This is a genomic window from Streptomyces caeruleatus, assembly GCF_001514235.1.
In the GTDB taxonomy this organism is placed as follows: domain Bacteria; phylum Actinomycetota; class Actinomycetes; order Streptomycetales; family Streptomycetaceae; genus Streptomyces; species Streptomyces caeruleatus.
Genome location: NZ_KQ948936.1, coordinates 75,877 through 93,266 on the forward strand (window position 1 = coordinate 75,877; position 17,390 = coordinate 93,266).

Sequence of the window (17,390 nt, forward strand, 5' to 3'; positions counted from 1 at the left end):
CGCAAAGGAAGAGGCCCGGCACCGGAAGGCATCGGTGCCGGGCCTCTTCGGAGAGCCTAACTGAAAATGGATCCCATTTACTAGAGGGTGAGACCGGTGAGGACCAGCACCCGCTCGTAGGTGTAGTCGTCCATCGCGAACCTCACGCCCTCCCGGCCCACACCGGACTGCTTGACGCCGCCGTACGGCATCTGGTCGGCACGGTAGGAGGGGACGTCGCCGATGACGACGCCGCCGACCTCAAGCGCGCGGTGCGCCCGGAAGGCGGTCTGCAGGTCGTGCGTGAAGACCCCGGCCTGGAGGCCGTACTTGGAGTCGTTGACGGCGGCGAAGGCGGCGGCCTCCCCGTCGGCCTTCTGCACGGTGAGGACGGGTCCGAAGACCTCCTCGCAGGCGAGGGTGACGTCGGCGGGCACGTCGGTGAGGACGGTCGGCGCGTACGAGGCGCCGTCCCGCTTGCCGCCGGCGCGGAGCACGGCCCCGGCCGCGACGGCCTCGTCGACCCAGGTCTCGACGCGCCGGGCGGCGTCCTCGCTGACCAGCGGCCCGACCTCGGTCGCGTCGTCGCTCGGGTCACCGGTGACCTGGGCCTCGACGGCGGCGACGATACGCGGCAGCAGCCGGTCGTACACGGAGGCGTCCGCGATCACCCGCTGCACGGAGATGCAGGACTGGCCGCCCTGGTAGTTGGAGAAGGTGGCGATCCGGGTCGCGGCCCAGTCGAGGTCCGCGTCGGAGGCATAGTCGGCGAGCACGACCGCCGCGCCGTTGCCGCCCAGCTCAAGGGTGCAGTGCTTGCGCGGCACCGAGTCCATGATCGCGTAGCCGACCTTCTCGGAGCCGGTGAAGGAGATGACCGGCAGACGCTCGTCCTGGACCAGGGCGGGCATCTTGTCGTTCGGCACCGGCAGGATGCTCCAGGAGCCGGCCAGGAGGTCGGTCTCGGCGAGGAGCTCACCGATGACGAGCCCGGAGAGCGGGGTCGCGGGGGCGGGCTTCAGGATGATCGGCACACCGGCGGCGATGGCCGGGGCGATCTTGTGCGCGCACAGGTTGAGCGGGAAGTTGAACGGCGCGATACCGAGGACGACGCCCTTGGGGAAGCGCCGGGTGAGGGCGAGCCGTCCCTGGCCGCCGAGGTCGGTGTCGAGCCGCTGGGCCTCGCCGCCGTTGAACCGCCGGGCCTCCTCGGCCGCGAAGCGGAAGACGGACACGGCACGGCCGACCTCGCCCCGGGCCCACTTCATGGGCTTGCCGTTCTCGGCGGAGATCAGCCGGGCGATCTCCTCGGTCCGCTCGGCGAGCCGCCTGCTGACGTGGTCGAGGGCCACGGCACGCGTATGGGCCGGGGTCGCGGCGAAGTCGTCGCGGACGGCGTACGCGGCGGCCACGGCCTCCTCGATCTGCGCGTCCGTCGGCACGCTCACCTTGCCGACGACCCGCCCGTCCCACGGCGAGGTCACATCAAAGCTGTCCTCGCCGCTGACCTGGCGGCCGGCGAGCCAGAAGGCGTAGCTGGAAGTCATGTCGATTCCCGGCCCTTCCGCGTTTCGGGGGTGTCCTGGTGTGTCGTCGTCCACGGTAGGGGCGCCGGGGCGGAACGGCGTTTGTCCGCGGTGTAGTGATGCCGAGGGCGGGTGCGCCGGATTGGCGGAGAGCGGGAGGGGGCCGTGCGGCTACCGCGTCCGGGCGGCGGTGTTCCGGCTCAGGAACAGCCAGAGCGAGACCAGCAGCACCGTGCCGAGGCACCAGCTGGCCAGCACGTCCAGCGGCCAGTGGTAGCCGCGCCGGACCAGTCCGAAGCCGACGCCGAGATTGAGGGCGGCGCAGGTGACGAGGAGTGCGCGGCGAGCGAACACCGAGGTCAGCCACGGCAGGAGCAGCAGGGTGGCGGCGCCGTAGGCGATGGCGGCCGTGGCCGTGTGACCGGAGGGGTAGTAGCCGGTGGCGGGCGGCACGACGGGGGTGCCGGGGCGGTCGGTCAGCAGCTTGAGCGGGACCACCAGAACCGGGACCAGTGCCATGAGCAGGGCCGCGGAGGCGGCCGGCAGCCACCAGTGGTGTGTACCAGTACGGCGGTGCCGCCAGGTGGCGTAGCCGAGGGCGACGGCCAGGACCGGCACCGCGACCGGCACGTTGCCCAGGTCGGCGAGGAGTTCGGAGAGGCGGTCCGGGTGGGCCAGGGCCCGGCTGGCCGCGGCGTCGGCGTCCAGCAACGGGCCGGCGCTCACCACCTGCCAGGTGATGAGCGCGAAGAGAAGGGCGGGCAGCCCGAGAAGAAGGAAGAGGGAGGTCGGCCGCCCCGGAACAGGGGGGGTGGTTCCGGGGCGGCCGTCCGGATCGGATCGTCGCACGCCCCGGGGGGTTTGGGGCGAGCGACTGTCCGATCGGTGAGGAGATCCGGAGCCGGAAGCTCCGGGTGTGTGCGCGAGGGCACGACCAGGTCGAAGCTGGGGAGGCCTCGGCCCGATGTCGCCCAGAGTCCCCTCTGGGCGGGGTGTATCTCTCATCTGGTTAGAACCTACGACAGGGCGATGGCGTCAGCCAGACGGAATCGCGTCCTGACATCCACCTCGCACACCTTCTTCACACGCTCTGACGGTAGCCGCCCCAGCCCCGGAATCGCGAGCGATGACAGGGCTGGGGCGGATGAGGTTCCCGGGAGCCGGAACCCGGCGTTCACCAGTGGCTTCGCTGTGACCTCAGATGCGGGTGAAGGCCTGCTCGATGATGTCGAGGCCCTCGTTCAGCAGGTCGTCGCCGATGACCAGCGGGGGCAGGAAGCGCAGCACGTTGCCGTAGGTGCCACAGGTCAGGACCAGCAGGCCCTCGGCGTGGCAGGCCTTGGCGAGGGCGGCGGTCGCCTCCGGGTTGGGCTCCTTGGTGTCACGGTCCTTGACCAGCTCGATGGCGATCATGGCGCCGCGGCCGCGGACGTCGCCGATGATGTCGAACTTCTCGGCCATCGCGGTGAGGCGGGCCTTCATCGTGGCCTCGATCGCCTTCGCCTTGGCGTTGAGGTCGAGTTCCTTCATCGTCTCGATGGAGCCGAGCGCACCGGCGCAGGCGACCGGGTTGCCGCCGTAGGTGCCGCCCAGGCCGCCCGCGTGCGCGGCGTCCATGATCTCGGCGCGACCGGTCACGGCGGCGAGCGGCAGACCGCCCGCGATGCCCTTCGCGGTCGTGATCAGGTCGGGCACGATGCCCTCGTCCTCGCACGCGAACCACTGACCCGTACGGCAGAAACCGCTCTGGATCTCGTCGGCGACGAAGACGATGCCGTTGTCGGCGGCGAACTTCCGGACGGCCGGCAGGAAGCCCTTCGCGGGCTCGATGAAACCGCCCTCGCCGAGGACCGGCTCGATGATGATCGCGGCGACGTTCTCCGCGCCGACCTGCTTGGCGATCTGGTCGATGGCCTGCGCGGCGGCCTCCGGACCGGCGTTCTCGGCACCGGTCGGCCAGCGGTAGCCGTAGGCGACCGGGACGCGGTAGACCTCGGGCGCGAACGGGCCGAAGCCGTGCTTGTACGGCATGTTCTTCGCCGTCAGCGCCATCGTGAGGTTGGTCCGGCCGTGGTAGCCGTGGTCGAAGACGACGACGGCCTGGCGCTTGGTGTACGCACGGGCGATCTTGACGGCGTTCTCGACGGCCTCGGCGCCGGAGTTGAACAGCGCCGACTTCTTCGCGTGGTCACCCGGGGTGAGCTCGGCGAGGGCCTCGGCGACCTCCACGTAGCCCTCGTACGGGGTGACCATGAAACAGGTGTGGGTGAAGTCGGCGAGCTGGGCGGAGGCCCGGCGTACGACGGCCTCGGCGGAGGCGCCCACGCTGGTCACGGCGATACCGGAACCGAAGTCGATGAGCCGGTTGCCGTCGACGTCCTCGATGATCCCGCCGCCCGCGCGCGCGGTGAACACGGGCAGCACGGAGCCCACGCCCTGCGCGACCGCGGCGGTACGGCGGGCCTGCAGCTCCTGCGACTTCGGGCCGGGGATGGCGGTGACGACGCGGCGCTCCTGCGGAAGTGCGCTCATGAGGGGCTCCTGGGGGGTGTTGCGGACGCTTGTCTTCTCTTTTCTCGCAGGCTAGGGCGGCAAGCGGGGCGTCGGCATGCTCCATGTGGGCGTTGTCCGGAGTGCCGGTTGTCCGCGGTGGACATAGCGACAGCGGGTTGCGGCCGTGCCGGTCGGGGCATCTCCGTGTGTTCCGTCGGCCGTGTAAGCGGTGAACTCCCCAGGAGAGGGCGTTAGATTGACTCGCTGATGATGGATGGCAGGGACGGAACGGCTGGTCAGGGGGAAAGGGCGATGGACAGCGACGGGACGCAGGACGCTCGGGGCACGCACTCGACGCCTGTGCCGCGTCCGGCGATGCCGCCGGAGGCCCCAGCGGTACCGCCGCGACCCGCGCGGGCACCCGACGCCCGGGGCGGGCGTGAACGGCCCTGGCAGCCGGGGTCCGGGTCCGTGGCCGAGTGGCTCAACGAGCCCCGGTCGGCCGCCCGGCCCGGTATCTGGCGGTTCGGATACCGCCTGCCGAAGGCAGCGCAGTCGGGCGCGGAGCGGCTGGCGCCGGTCACGGTCGTCGGACTGCTCGTTCCGCTGGTCGTGGCGCTGCTCGTGTGGTCGCTGTGGCGGCGCGGCGCCATTCCGTACCAGTTCTCGCTGCTGCGGCTGTTCACTCCGGACGACTGGTGGTGGGGCGGCACCCTCGCGTCCGCCAAGGACTGGCACGGCCAAGAGGCCCTGGTCGTCTACAACGGCCTCTTCTTCGCCGTGCTCGTCTACGCGATGGGCCGGCTGGGCAGCTGGCCCGACATCGTCCGGCACTTCGTGGGCGGGCGTCCGCAGCCCGGGCGGGCGCTGCTCGCCGCGCTGGGCGCCCTGGTCACGCTGAGCTTCGTGTTCCCGAGCGCCTTCCCGGGCGTCTCCTGGGACGCGCTTCCCGTCGTCGCGCCCCTGTTCTCCCTGGTCGCCCTGATCTCCGGCGGCTTCGACCTGTTCACCTCGGTGCTGTTCACCGACGGTCTGTACACGGTCGTCACCCTGCTGGTCCTGTGGCCGTTCGCCCGGGTCGGCGACTGGTGGGGATATCTGCGCGAGCGGCTCGCCGCGCGCGGCGCCACGGCGCAGCAGGGCCCGACGGCGGCCCCGGACCGGCCGCGCGCGGAGTGGCCCGAGCTCCGGCGGGCGGGACAGCACGAGGCGGCCGATCTGCTCACCGCCGAGGTGGCGGGCCACCGTATGAACGACGTGGACTGCGCCCGGCTGGAGCACGCCTGGACCGTGGCCAGGCAGGACGGTTCCGTCCAGACCTTCCGCGACACCGTGCTGCGCCAGGGCGGCGCCTCCTGGACGCATCCCTCGGGGGCCAGGGACCTGCCGCGCCGGGCGGCCGACCACGACCTGCTCGCCGGGCAGGTGCGTCTCGGGCGGTGGGTGGCGGCGGAACGGGCTCCGCGCGCCTACCACGACGTCGGCGCCGCGCTCGGCCCCGACGTGCTGGGTACGTCGCTCCTCGCGATCGGGCCGTCCGGGGCGGGCAAGACGCGGCACCTGATCGAGCCCGTGACGGAGTCGCTGGCGCTCCAGGCGCTCACCGGACGGTGCGCCGTCGTCGCGGTCTGCGCCGCGGGCACCCGGCTCGGCGCGGACTCGGCGTTCGACGTGGTCGTCCGGATCGGGGATCCCACCTCCGTCCACGACCTGGATCCGTACGCGGAGTCGGAGGACCCGGACGAGGCGGCCGCCGTCCTCGCCGAGGGCCTGGTGGGCGACCTCGACACCGTGGGCAGCCAGAGCGCCGCCACGGCGCTCGCCCAGCTGCTCGGCCCCTACCGGGCGGTGCACGGCCGGTTCCCGACTCTGCCGGTGCTGCGTGAGCTCCTGGAGGGCGAGCCGTCGGCACTGTCCGCGCTCAAGGACGCGCTGGCGTCCGGCGGCCACACCGTGATGCACCGTGAACTGGAGGCCCGTATCCGGCAGATGGGCAGCCCGGCCGATGTGGGCCGCGCCCTCGCCGACCGGCTCGCGCTCCTCAACCGGCCGGCCTTCAGCGAGTTCTTCGGCAGCGGCGACACCAGGCCCTTCTCGCTGCGGGCTGTGGCCCATCATCCGCTGCGGGTCCGCATCGACCTCCCCGAACAGGGCCACGAGGAGGCCGCCCGCCTGCTGACGAGGCTCGTCCTCGCCCAGTTCGGCGCCGTCGTACGGGGCGGGAAGCGCCGTCACTTCGCCTGTCTGGTCCTCGACGACGCCACCGGTGCGGTCACCGCCGAGTCGGTGCGCCGGATCCAGCGGCTGCGCTCTCAGAACGCGGGCGTCGTCCTCGCCCTGCGCACCATCGGCGACGTCCCCGAGGCCCTGCACGGCCCGCTGTACGGGGCGATCGGCTGCCGGATGGCGTTCTCCGGGGTGACGACCTGGGACGGCAGCCGGTTCGCGCAGACCTGGGGCACCGAATGGGTGGAGACGCGGGAGGTGGCCAAGCACACGGTCTTCGCCGACCAGCCGATGACCCGCCTGATCCACGCCCTGCGCAAGCTCGTCACCGGCAAGGCGGTGACCACGGACGCGGTGACCGTGCGACAGGTCGAGCGCGAGCGCTGGTCGGCCTCCGAGCTGGCGCACTCGGTGCCGCCCGGGCACGCGGTGCTGTCGCTGACCAGCGTCGACGGTGAGCACGCACCTCCGTTGCTGGTGGATCTGCGGGGCTAGGGGCTCCCTCGGTCCGGACTTCAGGTCACCCCATGACCGTACGGTGAGGCAGAATCGTCACAGGCTGTTCATACATGGCGGCCAAAAGATCACAACGATCACACCGACCTGAAGGCCTCATGCCACCCACGCTCGCCTCGCTCGTCCATCACTCCGCGCTGAAGCTGACCGTGCGGGCGGGCGCGGACCGCCTGGACGTGCCCGTGCGCTGGGCGCATGTCAGCGAGCTCGCCGACCCCGTGCCCTACATGGAGGGCGGCGAGCTGCTGCTGATCACCGCGCTCAAGCTGGACGCGGAGAACCCCGAGGCGATGCGGCGCTATGTGCGGCGGCTGGCCGGGGCGGGTGTGGTCGGGCTCGGTTTCGCGGTCGGCGTCAACTACGAGGAGATTCCCGAGGCGCTGGCCGAGGCGGCGGAGGCGGAGGGGCTGCCGCTGCTGGAGGTGCCGCGCCGTACGCCGTTCCTCGCGATCAGCAAGGCCGTGTCGGCGGCCATCGCGGCGGACCAGTACCGGGCGGTGACGGCCGGGTTCGCCGCGCAACGGGAGCTGACCAAGCAGGCGCTGACCGACGGTCCTGAGGGGCTGTTGGCCGCGCTGGCCTCGCAGGTGGACGGCTGGGCGGCGCTGTACGACGCGTCCGGTGCCGTGGTCGCCACCGCGCCGGAGTGGGCGGGACGGCGGGCGGCCCGGCTCACCGCGGACGTGGAGCGGCTGCGGGAGCGGCCCGCGCCGGCGTCGTCCGTGGTCGGCGGGCCGGAGAACGAGGACCGGGTCGAACTGCACACTTTGGGCACCGGACGACGGGCCCGCGCCGCGCTGGCCGTGGGCACGGCGGCGGCACTCGGCACGGCGGAGCGGTACGCCGTCCACTCGGCCATCGCGCTGCTGACCCTGACCACCGAGCGGTCCCGGTCCCTGCAGGCGGCCGAGCAGCGGGTCGGCGCGGCGGTGCTGCGCATGCTGCTCGCCGGCGAGCCGGATCACGCACGCGCCGTCGCCGGAGACCTCTACGGCGGTCTCCTCGACGCCCCCTTCCGCGTCATCGTCACCGAGGCGGCGTCGGTGTCGGCGGCGCGGGTCGTCGATACCGGGGCGCGCGAGTCGCTCACCAAGGCGTCCGCTGCCTCCGCCGCCGCGTTGGTCGCCGCCACCGGCACGAACGGCGATCCGCTGGGCGCGCTCACCGAGCTCGTGGAGTCCGCGGCGGCCCGGGCCGGGGAGGCGGTGCTGGTCGTACCGGAGGGCGAGGGGGAGACGGCGCGGCTGGTGGTGCTCGCGGCGGACGGGGGCGCGGCGGTGACGGCGTGCGCGCGGTACGCGGCGGCGTTGGAGGCGACGCGGACGGGTGCCGGGCCCGAGCAGCCGGGCGCCGACGACGAGGAGCTGGTCATCGGGCTGTCGGCCCCGGCCGGACCCATCGCCGCCGCGGCGGCCTACAAACAGGCCGAGCAGGCGCTGTCGGTGGCGCGGCGGCGCGGGCGGGTGTGCGTGGAACACGAGCAGCTGGCCGCCGGGTCCGTGCTGCCGTTGCTCGCGGACGACGCGGTGAAGGCGTTCGCGGACGGGCTGCTGCGGGCGCTGCACGAGCATGACGCGACGGGTCGGGGTGACCTGGTCGCCTCCCTCCGGGCGTGGCTGTCACGGCACGGCCAGTGGGACGCGGCGGCCGCCGACCTGGGCGTGCACCGGCACACACTGCGGTACCGGATGCGGCGGGTCGAGGAGATCCTGGGCCGGTCCCTGGATGACGCGGATGTACGGATGGAGCTGTGGCTGGCACTGAAGGCGACGTCACCGGAGTAACCGACCCGGCTCCCGTTGCCCGCGTTGGTGGAGGCGGGCATGCCGATGGTCACCTGGTCGGGGCGCAGGGGTGGGAAGACGTTGCTCGGCGTCGGACTCTACGAAGGTACTCGACGGTCCGACAACACCCCTCAGGGGCGCGGGGAACCGCGCGACCGGCCACGACGCCGCCGCAGCCGACCGACAAGCCGTCGCGGCACCTGCCTCAGCCTTCGGCCAGGCCGGCGGCAGCCTCGTGCATGGCGAGTTCGAGCAGGGACGGGTCGGTCAGGGTGCCCGTGCCGTCCGGGGGGACCAGCCAGCGGACGGCGCCGATGGAGCGGCCGGGGTACGGGACGACGATCCAGGTGCCGGCTCCTGCCGTACGGATGCCGGTGCCGAGCCAGCGGGTCGCCGTGCCGGGCGGCACGAAGAAGCCCATGCGTGAGTCGCCGAAGTCGACCAGGACCGGCCCGGGTTGGTCGAGGATGCGGGTGAGGACGTCGAGGGTCGGATAGCCGAGCTCGCCCGGCAGGATGAGCACGTCCCAGGCCTTGCCGGCCGGCAGCAGCGCGACCCCGAGAGGATTGCGCTCCCACTCCCAGCGACAGGCCTCGGGATCCGGCGCAACGGATGCCAGCCACTCGACGGCCGTCTTCGCCCCTGTCATAACGGTGACCTCCCTTTTCTTTCGTGGACGCCGATCGCGTCACGAGGGAGAGGGAGGTCACCCGGCCTGCATTACGCGGGTTCTCGCCACCAATTCACGGTGACCTGGGTCACATGCAGACCCCTGCCCTTTTCAGCTGTCGAAGCCGAGGCCCAGCCGGTCCATCGCCTTCAGCCACAGATTGCGCCGCCCGCCGTGCGCGTCGGCGCGGGCCAGCGACCACTTGGTGAGCGCGATGCCCGTCCAGGCGAACGGCTCCGGCGGGAAGGGCAGCGGCTTCTTGCGGACCATCTCCAGCTGGGTGCGCTCCGTGCGCTCCCCCGCCAGGAGGTCCAGCATCACGTCGGCGCCGAAGCGCGTGGCGCCCACCCCGAGGCCCGTGAAGCCCGCCGCGTACGCCACCTTGCCCTGGTGGGCCGTGCCGAAGAACGCCGAGAAACGCGAGCAGGTGTCGATCGCGCCGCCCCACGCGTGCGTGAAGCGGACGCCCTCCAGCTGCGGGAAGCAGGTGAAGAAGTGCCCGGCGAGCTTGGCGTACGTCTGCGGCCGGTCGTCGTACTCGGCGCGGACCCGGCCGCCGTACGGATAGATCGCGTCGTAGCCGCCCCACAGGATGCGGTTGTCGGCGGAGAGCCGGAAGTAGTGGAACTGGTTCGCCGAGTCGCCGAGGCCCTGGCGGTTCTTCCAGCCGATCGAGGACAGCTGCTCCGCGCTGAGCGGCTCGGTCATCAGGGCGTAGTCGTAGACCGGGACGGTGTAGGCGCGGACGCGTTTGACCAGGCTGGGGAAGATGTTGGTGCCGAGTGCCACCTGGCGGGCGCGGACCTGGCCGTAGGGGGTGCGTACGGCCATGCCGGCGCCGTACGGCTTCAGGGTGAGGGCGGGGGTGTGCTCGTAGACGCGGACGCCGAGGTCGAGGCACGCCCGCTTCAGGCCCCAGGCGAGCTTGGCCGGGTTGACCAGGGCGACGCCCCGGCGGTCGTGGAGCCCGGCCTGGAAGGTCGGTGAGTCGACCTGGGCCCGGACGGCCTCGGCGTCCAGGAACTCCATGCCGTCGGCGAGGCCCTTCTCGCTCAACTCCTCGTACCAGTCGCGCAGTTCCCACGCCTGGTACGTCTCGGTGGCGACGTCGATCTCACCGGTGCGCTCGAAGTCGCAGTCCAGGGAGTAGCGGGCGACCGCCTTCTCGATCTCGTCGAGGTTGCGGGTGCCCAGCTCCTGAAGCCTGTGGATCTCACCCGGCCAGCGCGCGAGCCCGTTGGGCAGGCCGTGGGTGAGGGAGGCGGCGCAGAAGCCGCCGTTGCGGCCGGAGGCGGCCCAGCCCACCTCACGGCCTTCGAGCAGGACGACATCCCGCCGCGGGTCGCGCTCCTTGGCGATGAGCGCGCTCCACAGTCCGCTGTAGCCACCGCCGACGACGAGCAGATCGCAGGTCTCGGCGCTGGTGAGGGCGGGCTCGGGGTGGGGCCTGCCGGGGTCGTCCAGCCAGTACACGACCGGCTGGGCGTCGGAAAGGGATTTCGTCCAGTTGTTGCCACGACTCATGGCGCTAGGGGCCATGATTTCAACTCCCTACGGGGGTTTCCCTTTGGCTTCAAGCCCTTTGCTTTACGCCTTTTTTCTTTACGCCTTTTGCTTGGTACGGCGATTACTGATGACCATGGAGGCCAGGACGAACAGTACGGCGACGACGAACATGGCCGTACCGATGACGTTGATCTGAACGGGCGTTCCGCGCTGCGCCGATCCCCAGACGAACATCGGGAAGGTGACGGTGGAGCCCGCGTTGAAATTGGTGATGATGAAATCGTCGAAGGAGAGCGCGAAGGCGAGCAGCGCGCCCGCCGCGATTCCGGGGGCGGCGATCGGCAGGGTGACCCGGAGGAACGTCTGGACCGGCCCGGCGTACAGGTCCTGGGCGGCCTGCTCCAGCCTCGGGTCCATCGACATCACGCGCGCCTTGACCGCCGTCACCACGAAGCTCAGGCAGAACATGATGTGGGCGATGAGGATCGTCCAGAAGCCGAGCTGGGCGCCCATGTTGAGGAACAGGGTGAGCAGCGAGGCCGCCATGACGACCTCGGGCATGGCCATCGGCAGGAAGATCAGCGAGTTCACGGCGCCCCGCGCGCGGAAGCGGTAGCGGACCAGCGCGAAGGCGATCATCGTGCCGAGGAGCGTGGCGCCGAGCGTCGCCCAGAACGCGATCTGGAGGCTCAGGGAAAGCGAGCCGCACAGGCCGGCCACGCCGCACGGGTCCTGCCAGGCCGCCGTGGAGAACTCCTGCCATTCGTAGTTGAAGCGGCCCTTCGGTTTGTTGAAGGAGAAGACCGTGACGACGACGTTCGGCAGGAGGAGATAAGCGAGCGTCAGCAGTCCCGCGATGACGACGAGATGGCGCTTGAGCCAGTTGACGAAGGTCATTTAAACCAGATCCTCCGTGCCGGACTTACGGATGTAGACCGTCACCATGACGAGGATGGCGGCCATGAGGATGAAGGAGAGCGCCGCGGCCGTCGGATAGTCCAGGATCCGCAGGAACTGCGTCTGGATGACGTTGCCGACCATGCGGGTGTCCGTGGAGCCGAGCAGGTCGGCGTTGACGTAGTCACCGGCCGCCGGGATGAAGGTCAGCAGGGTGCCGGAGACGACGCCCGGCATCGACAGCGGGAAGGTGACCTTGCGGAAGGTGGTGATCGGCTTGGCGTACAGGTCGCCGGCCGCCTCGTGCAGCCGGCCGTCGATGCGCTCCAGCGAGGTGTAGAGCGGCAGCACCATGAACGGCAGGAAGTTGTACGTCAGACCGCACACCACCGCGAGCGGCGTGGCCAGCACCCGGTCGCCGGAGGTCATGCCGAGCCAGCTGGTGACGTCCAGGACGTGCAGCGTGTTGAGGGCGCCGACGACCGGGCCGCCGTCCGCGAGGATCGTCTTCCAGGCGAGGGTGCGGATCAGGAAGCTGGTGAAGAACGGCGCGATCACCAGGATCATGATCAGGTTCTTCCAGCGGCCCGCGCGGAAGGCGATGAGGTAGGCGAGCGGGTAGCCGAGGATGAGGCACAGGATCGTCGCCGAGCCGGCGTAGAGCACCGAGCGCAGGAACTGCGGGTAGTACTCGGACAGGGCGTCCCAGTAGGTGGCGAAGTGCCAGGTGACCTTGTAGCCCTCCTCCAGGGAGCCCGTCTGCACGGACGTGGAGGCCTGGTAGATCATCGGCAGCGCGAAGAAGACCAGCAGCCAGAGGATGCCGGGGAGCAGGAGCCAGTACGGGACCAGGCGGCCGCGCTTGCGCGGGGGCTTCTTCTCGGGGGCCGTCGGGGTCAGAGGCGGGGGCGCCTCGGTGAGCGTCGACATCAGGCGGCCGCACCTTCCTCGACCCCGGCGTCGATGTCCTGGGCGGCGTCGAGGCCGAAGGTGTGGGCGGGGCTCCAGTGCAGGACGACGTCGGCGCCGGGGACCAGGCGGGTGTCGCGGTCGACGTTCTGGACGTAGACCTCGAAGTCCGGGCAGACGGCGCTGTCGACGACGTACTGCGTGCAGACGCCGATGAAACTGCCGTTGGTGATCTTGCCGTTGATGCGGTTGCGGCCCTCGGGGATCTCGCCCGCGTCGTCGGCGTGGGTGAGGGAGATCTTCTCCGGGCGGACGCCGACCAGCACCTTGCCGCCGGGCGTCGTGGCCGCGCCGCACCTCGCCTCGGGGAGGACGAGCTTGCCGCCGCCCGCCTTCAGGACGATGTCGTCGCCGCTCTTCGAATCGACCTCGGCCTCGATGAAGTTGGAGGTGCCGAGGAAGTTGGCGACGAAGGTCGTGCGCGGGTTCTCGTACAGGTCGGTCGGGGAGCCGAGCTGTTCGACGCGGCCCGCGTTCATCACGGCGACGGTGTCGGCCATGGTCATGGCCTCCTCCTGGTCGTGCGTGACATGGACGAAGGTGATGCCGACCTCGGTCTGGATGCGCTTGAGCTCCAGCTGCATCTGGCGGCGCAGCTTGAGGTCGAGGGCGCCGAGGGGCTCGTCGAGGAGGAGCACCTTGGGGTGGTTGATCAGCGCGCGGGCGACGGCGACGCGCTGCTGCTGGCCGCCCGACAGCTGGTGCGGCTTCTTGCGGGCCTGCTCGCCGAGTTGGACGAGGTCGAGCATGTCGCCGACCTGCTTCTTCACCGACTTGATGCCGCGCCGGCGCAGGCCGAAGGCGACGTTCTCGAAGATGTCGAGGTGCGGGAAGAGGGCGTACGACTGGAAGACCGTGTTCACCGGCCGCTTGTACGGCGGCAGCGCGGTGACGTCCTGGTCGCCGAGGTGGACGGTGCCGGCGGAAGGTTCCTCCAGGCCGGCGATCATGCGCAGGGTGGTGGTCTTGCCGCAGCCGGAGGCGCCGAGCAGGGCGAAGAAGGAGCCCTGGGGGACGGTCAGGTCGAGCGGGTGTACGGCGGTGAAGGAGCCGTAGGTCTTGGCTATGCCGGAGAGGCGGATGTCGCCGCCGTGGTCGGTCTTGTTCGTCGTCACGGTGATCACGCCCCTGTCAGCTTCGCGAACTTCTGTTCAAACTCGGTCTCTTCCTTCGAGCTCAGCGAGCGGAAGGGGTGGGACTTCTCGGCCATCGCCTTGTCGGGGATGATCAGCGGGTTGTTCGCCGCATCCGGGTCGATCTTCGCCAGCTCGGCCTTCACGCCGTCGACGGGCGTCACGTAGTTGATGTACGCGGCGAGTTCGGCGGCCGGCTTCGGCTCGTAGTAGAAGTCGATGAGCCGCTCGGCGTTCGTCTTGTGCCGGGCCTTGTTCGGGATCAGCAGGTTGTCGGTCGAGGTGATGTACCCGCTGTCCGGGATCAGGAAGTCGATGTCCGGGCTGTCCGCCTTCAGCTGGACCACGTCACCGGCCCAGGCTATGCAGGCCGCGAAGTCGCCGCTGGTCAGGTCGGAGGTGTAGTCGTTGCCGGTGAAGCGGCGGATCTGGCCCTTGTCGACGGCCTTCTGGATACGGGCGACCGCCGCGTCGAAGTCGTCGGTGGTGAAGTCCGCCGGGTCCTTGCCCATGTCGAGCAGGGTCATGCCGATGCTGTCCCGCATCTCCGACAGGAAGCCGACGCGCCCCTTGAGCCTGGGGTTGTCGAGCAGGTCGGAGAGCGACTTCACCTCGACGCCGTCCAGGGCCTTCTTGTTGTAGGCGATGACGGTCGAGATGCCCTGCCAGACATAGGAGTAGGCACGGCCGGGGTCCCAGTCCGGGTCGCGGAACTGCGCCGAGAGGTTGGCGTAGGCGTGCGGGAGGTTGGAGGCGTCCAGCTTCTGGACCCAGCCGAGGCGGATCAGGCGGGCCGCGAGCCAGTCGGTGAGGACGATGATGTCCCGGCCGGTGTCCTGCCCCGCCGCGAGCTGCGGCTTGATCTTGCCGAAGAACTCGACGTTGTCGTTGATGTCCTCGGTGTACTTGACCGAGATACCGGTCCGCTTCCTGAACTGGTCGAGCGTGGGATGGTGCTTCTCGCTGTCGTCCACGTCGATGTACTCGGTCCAGTTGGAGAAGTTCACGACCTTCTCCTTCGCCGAGTGGTCCTCCGCGGAGACACCGCCCTGGGTGTTCCCGGCCGCGGGGATCCCGCAGGCGCTGAGCGTGCCCAGTCCGCCCAGCGCGAGCGCGCCGCCCGTGGAAGCACGCAGCAGGGAACGGCGGGTCATGGCGGCCCGGCCGCCTCGCAGGCTGCGCCGCATGGCGGCCACTTGGGCCGGGGAGAGGCGGTCGGGCTCGTACTGCTCCATGCGCGTGGTGACCTTTCGGGAGATCGGGAGGGATGGGGAGGCCGGGCGGCTGGTCGGGCGGGCGGCCTCCCCCTGTCGTCTGTTCTGGCTAGCGGTCCCCGAAGACGGTGCGGTGCCAGTCCTTTCTGGCGACCGCGGTGTTGTCGAACATGACGTGCTTGATCTGGGTGTACTCCTCGAACGAGTACGCCGACATGTCCTTGCCGAAGCCGGACGCCTTGTAGCCGCCGTGCGGCATCTCGCTGATGATCGGGATGTGGTCGTTGACCCACACGCACCCGGCCTTGATCTCGCGGGTGGCCCGGTTCGCCCGGTAGACGTCGCGGCTCCACGCGGAGGCCGCGAGCCCGTACGGGGTGTCGTTGGCGAGCCGGATCCCCTCGTCGTCGCCGTCGAAGGGCAGCACGACCAGGACCGGCCCGAAGATCTCGGACTGGACGATCTCGCTGTCCTGGGCCGCGTCGGCGACGAGGGTGGGCCGGTAGTACGCGCCGTTCCCGAGCTCGCCCTGCGGCGCCTCACCGCCGGTGACCACGCGCGCGTAGGCACGCGCACGGTCGACGAACCCGGCGACCCGGTCGCGCTGGACGTGCGAGATCAGCGGCCCGAGATCGGTACCCGGCGCGAACGGATCACCGAGCCGGACGCTCTCCATGAGCGCGGCGGTCCGCTCGACGAAGGCCTCGTAAAGGGGTCGCTGCACGTACGCGCGCGTGGCGGCCGTGCAGTCCTGCCCGGTGTTGATGAGCGCGCCCGCGACGGCACCGTGGGCGGCCGCCTCCAGGTCGGCGTCGTCGAAGACCACGAAGGGCGCCTTGCCGCCCAGTTCGAGATGGATCCGCTTGACGGTGGCGGTGGCGATCTCGGCAACGCGCCTGCCCACGGCGGTGGAGCCGGTGAAGGAGGTCATGGCGACGTCGGGGTGCCCGACGAGGTGCTCGCCGGCTTCCTTGCCGGTCCCGGTGACGATGTTGACGACACCGTCCGGGATCCCTGCGTCGGTGGCGGCCTGCGCGAACAGAAGCGAGGTCAGAGGGGTCAGCTCGGCCGGCTTCAGCACGATGGTGTTGCCCGCGGCGATGGCCGGGAGGATCTTCCAGGCGGCCATCTGGAGGGGGTAGTTCCATGGGGCGATGGAGCCGACGACACCGATGGGCTCGCGGCGCACGTAGGAGGTGTGGTCGCCGGAGTACTCCCCCGCGGACTGCCCCTGCAGATGCCGGGCGGCGCCCGCGAAGAAGGCGATGTTGTCGATGGTCCCCGGTACGTCGAACTCACGCGTCAGCTTCAGCGGCTTCCCGCACTGGAGGGACTCGGCACGGGCGAATTCCTCGGCGCGCTCGGCGACCACGGCGGCGAAGCGGTGCATCGCGTCGGAGCGCTCGCCCGGGGTGGCGCCGGCCCAGCCGGGGTACGCCTCGCGCGCGGCGGCGACCGCGGCGTCGACGTCCTCGGTGCCGGCCAGGTCGTACGTGTACACCTCCTCGCCGGTGGCGGGGTCGACGACGGCGTGGGTACGCCCCGAGGTCCCCTTCGCCGGCCGGCCCGCGATGTACTGCGCGCCGTCCGCGAAGCGGTCCTGGGCCGGGAATCGATCCGGGGTGGCGGTGCCCGGGTTGTGCATGTCGCTCCCTCCGTGCCCCGAGATGGGGCCGGCGTGGCTCAGGCTCGATTTGAGTGCCGATCCTGACAGAGCAGGAAAGCGCCAACAAGTGATTCCGTTGTTGCCTTTTGGTTACGCGACGGAATCTGTCGACCAGGTGTCGAGTTGGCCTGGAAAACGTAAGACGGATTGTCGGTGGTGCCTGTCAGACTCGGGGACATGGCGAAGATCGATTCTTGGGACGTCCTGATCCAGGAGGTCCGCGCGGGGACGAGAGTCAAGTATCTGCACTTCTGGGGGCACCGGCCACGACCGGACGGGCAGCTGAGCGCGAGTTGTCTGAGCCAGTGGTGGGCCGCGCCGTTCACGGTGGACGGCGTGTCGTACGCGACCGCCGAGCACTGGATGATGGCCGGGAAGGCACGGCTGTTCGGGGACGCGGAGGCGGAGCGGCGGGCGCTGGAGGCCGGGCATCCGTCCGAGGCGAAGAAGGCCGGGCGGCTGGTGCGGGGGTTCGACGAGGCGACCTGGGAGCGGGAGCGGTTCCGGATCGTCGTCGAGGGGTCGGTCCACAAGTTCGCGGCGGACGACGGGCTGCGGCGGTTTCTGCTGGGGACCGGGGACCGGGTGCTGGTGGAGGCCAGTCCGGTGGACCGGGTGTGGGGGATCGGCCTGGCCGCGGGGGACGAGGCGGCCGCGGATCCGCAGCGGTGGCGGGGGCCGAACCTGCTCGGGTTCGCGTTGATGGAGGCGCGGGAGCGGTTGCGGGCCGAACCGGGCCGAGCTTGAGGGGGCCGACCCGACGGCCGGCCCCCTTCGAACCTCACAGGCCCCGGAACCTCATGGGGCCCGG

Annotated in this window: 13 protein-coding genes; 3 read left to right on the forward strand and 10 right to left on the reverse strand. The window is 70.8% G+C overall.

Annotation, left to right across the window (positions count from 1 at the left end; all coding sequences use genetic code 11):
• Window positions 1-80: 80 nt before the first annotated feature.
• The 3 genes from AQJ67_RS33290 to gabT all read right to left on the reverse strand — a co-directional run bounded on the left by AQJ67_RS33290 (window position 81) and on the right by gabT (window position 4,037).
• A complete protein-coding gene (locus tag AQJ67_RS33290; protein ID WP_062723083.1) occupies window positions 81-1,526 on the reverse strand; it encodes an aldehyde dehydrogenase family protein in 1,446 nt (481 codons plus the stop codon).
• Between the two features lie 150 nt (window positions 1,527-1,676).
• Complete coding sequence (locus AQJ67_RS33295) at window positions 1,677-2,480, reverse strand: phosphatase PAP2 family protein (protein WP_062723259.1); 804 nt, start codon at window positions 2,478-2,480, stop codon at window positions 1,677-1,679.
• Window positions 2,481-2,702: 222 nt separating this feature from the next.
• Entirely contained in the window at window positions 2,703-4,037 is a 1,335-nt protein-coding gene (gabT, locus tag AQJ67_RS33300) for a 4-aminobutyrate--2-oxoglutarate transaminase (protein ID WP_062723084.1), read from the reverse strand.
• Between the two features lie 273 nt (window positions 4,038-4,310).
• Between gabT and AQJ67_RS33305 the strand changes: the two genes are divergently transcribed.
• Both AQJ67_RS33305 and AQJ67_RS33310 read left to right on the forward strand, forming a co-directional pair.
• The gene (locus AQJ67_RS33305; RefSeq protein ID WP_062723085.1) at window positions 4,311-6,719 is read left to right on the forward strand and encodes a type IV secretory system conjugative DNA transfer family protein; all 2,409 of its coding nucleotides are present in this window, start codon (window positions 4,311-4,313) and stop codon (window positions 6,717-6,719) included.
• 119 nt (window positions 6,720-6,838) lie between these two features.
• Entirely contained in the window at window positions 6,839-8,524 is a 1,686-nt protein-coding gene (locus AQJ67_RS33310) for a PucR family transcriptional regulator (protein WP_062723086.1), read from the forward strand.
• A gap of 205 nt (window positions 8,525-8,729) precedes the next feature.
• On the opposite strand, the gene AQJ67_RS33315 is transcribed toward AQJ67_RS33310, so the two are convergent.
• The 7 genes from AQJ67_RS33315 to AQJ67_RS33345 form a co-directional block, all read right to left on the reverse strand.
• Window positions 8,730-9,173 carry a hypothetical protein gene (locus tag AQJ67_RS33315; RefSeq protein WP_062723087.1) on the reverse strand — a complete coding sequence of 148 codons (444 nt, stop codon included), beginning with the start codon at window positions 9,171-9,173 and terminating at the stop codon, window positions 8,730-8,732.
• A 132-nt stretch (window positions 9,174-9,305) separates the two neighbouring features.
• The gene (locus AQJ67_RS33320) at window positions 9,306-10,733 is read right to left on the reverse strand and encodes an NAD(P)/FAD-dependent oxidoreductase (protein WP_062723088.1); all 1,428 of its coding nucleotides are present in this window, start codon (window positions 10,731-10,733) and stop codon (window positions 9,306-9,308) included.
• Between the two features lie 63 nt (window positions 10,734-10,796).
• Window positions 10,797-11,597: an ABC transporter permease gene (locus tag AQJ67_RS33325; RefSeq protein WP_062723089.1), complete on the reverse strand. Its 801-nt coding sequence runs from the start codon at window positions 11,595-11,597 to the stop codon at window positions 10,797-10,799.
• Window positions 11,598-12,527, reverse strand: a complete 930-nt coding sequence (locus AQJ67_RS33330) for an ABC transporter permease (RefSeq protein WP_062723090.1) — start codon at window positions 12,525-12,527, stop codon at window positions 11,598-11,600. It lies immediately after the preceding gene.
• On the reverse strand, window positions 12,527-13,687 hold the full coding sequence (locus tag AQJ67_RS33335) for an ABC transporter ATP-binding protein (protein WP_425264198.1): 1,161 nt from the start codon (window positions 13,685-13,687) through the stop codon (window positions 12,527-12,529). Before AQJ67_RS33335 ends, AQJ67_RS33330 begins: the two co-directional genes overlap by 1 nt.
• On the reverse strand, window positions 13,687-14,934 hold the full coding sequence (locus AQJ67_RS33340; protein ID WP_062723091.1) for an ABC transporter substrate-binding protein: 1,248 nt from the start codon (window positions 14,932-14,934) through the stop codon (window positions 13,687-13,689). The genes AQJ67_RS33335 and AQJ67_RS33340 overlap by 1 nt, the downstream gene beginning before the upstream one ends.
• Before the next feature lie 88 nt (window positions 14,935-15,022).
• Complete coding sequence (locus AQJ67_RS33345) at window positions 15,023-16,558, reverse strand: gamma-aminobutyraldehyde dehydrogenase (RefSeq protein ID WP_062723092.1); 1,536 nt, start codon at window positions 16,556-16,558, stop codon at window positions 15,023-15,025.
• Window positions 16,559-16,756: 198 nt separating this feature from the next.
• On the opposite strand from AQJ67_RS33345, the gene AQJ67_RS33350 reads away from it, so the two are divergent.
• On the forward strand, window positions 16,757-17,326 hold the full coding sequence (locus AQJ67_RS33350; RefSeq protein WP_062723261.1) for an NADAR family protein: 570 nt from the start codon (window positions 16,757-16,759) through the stop codon (window positions 17,324-17,326).
• The last annotated feature ends 64 nt before the right edge of the window (window positions 17,327-17,390 follow it).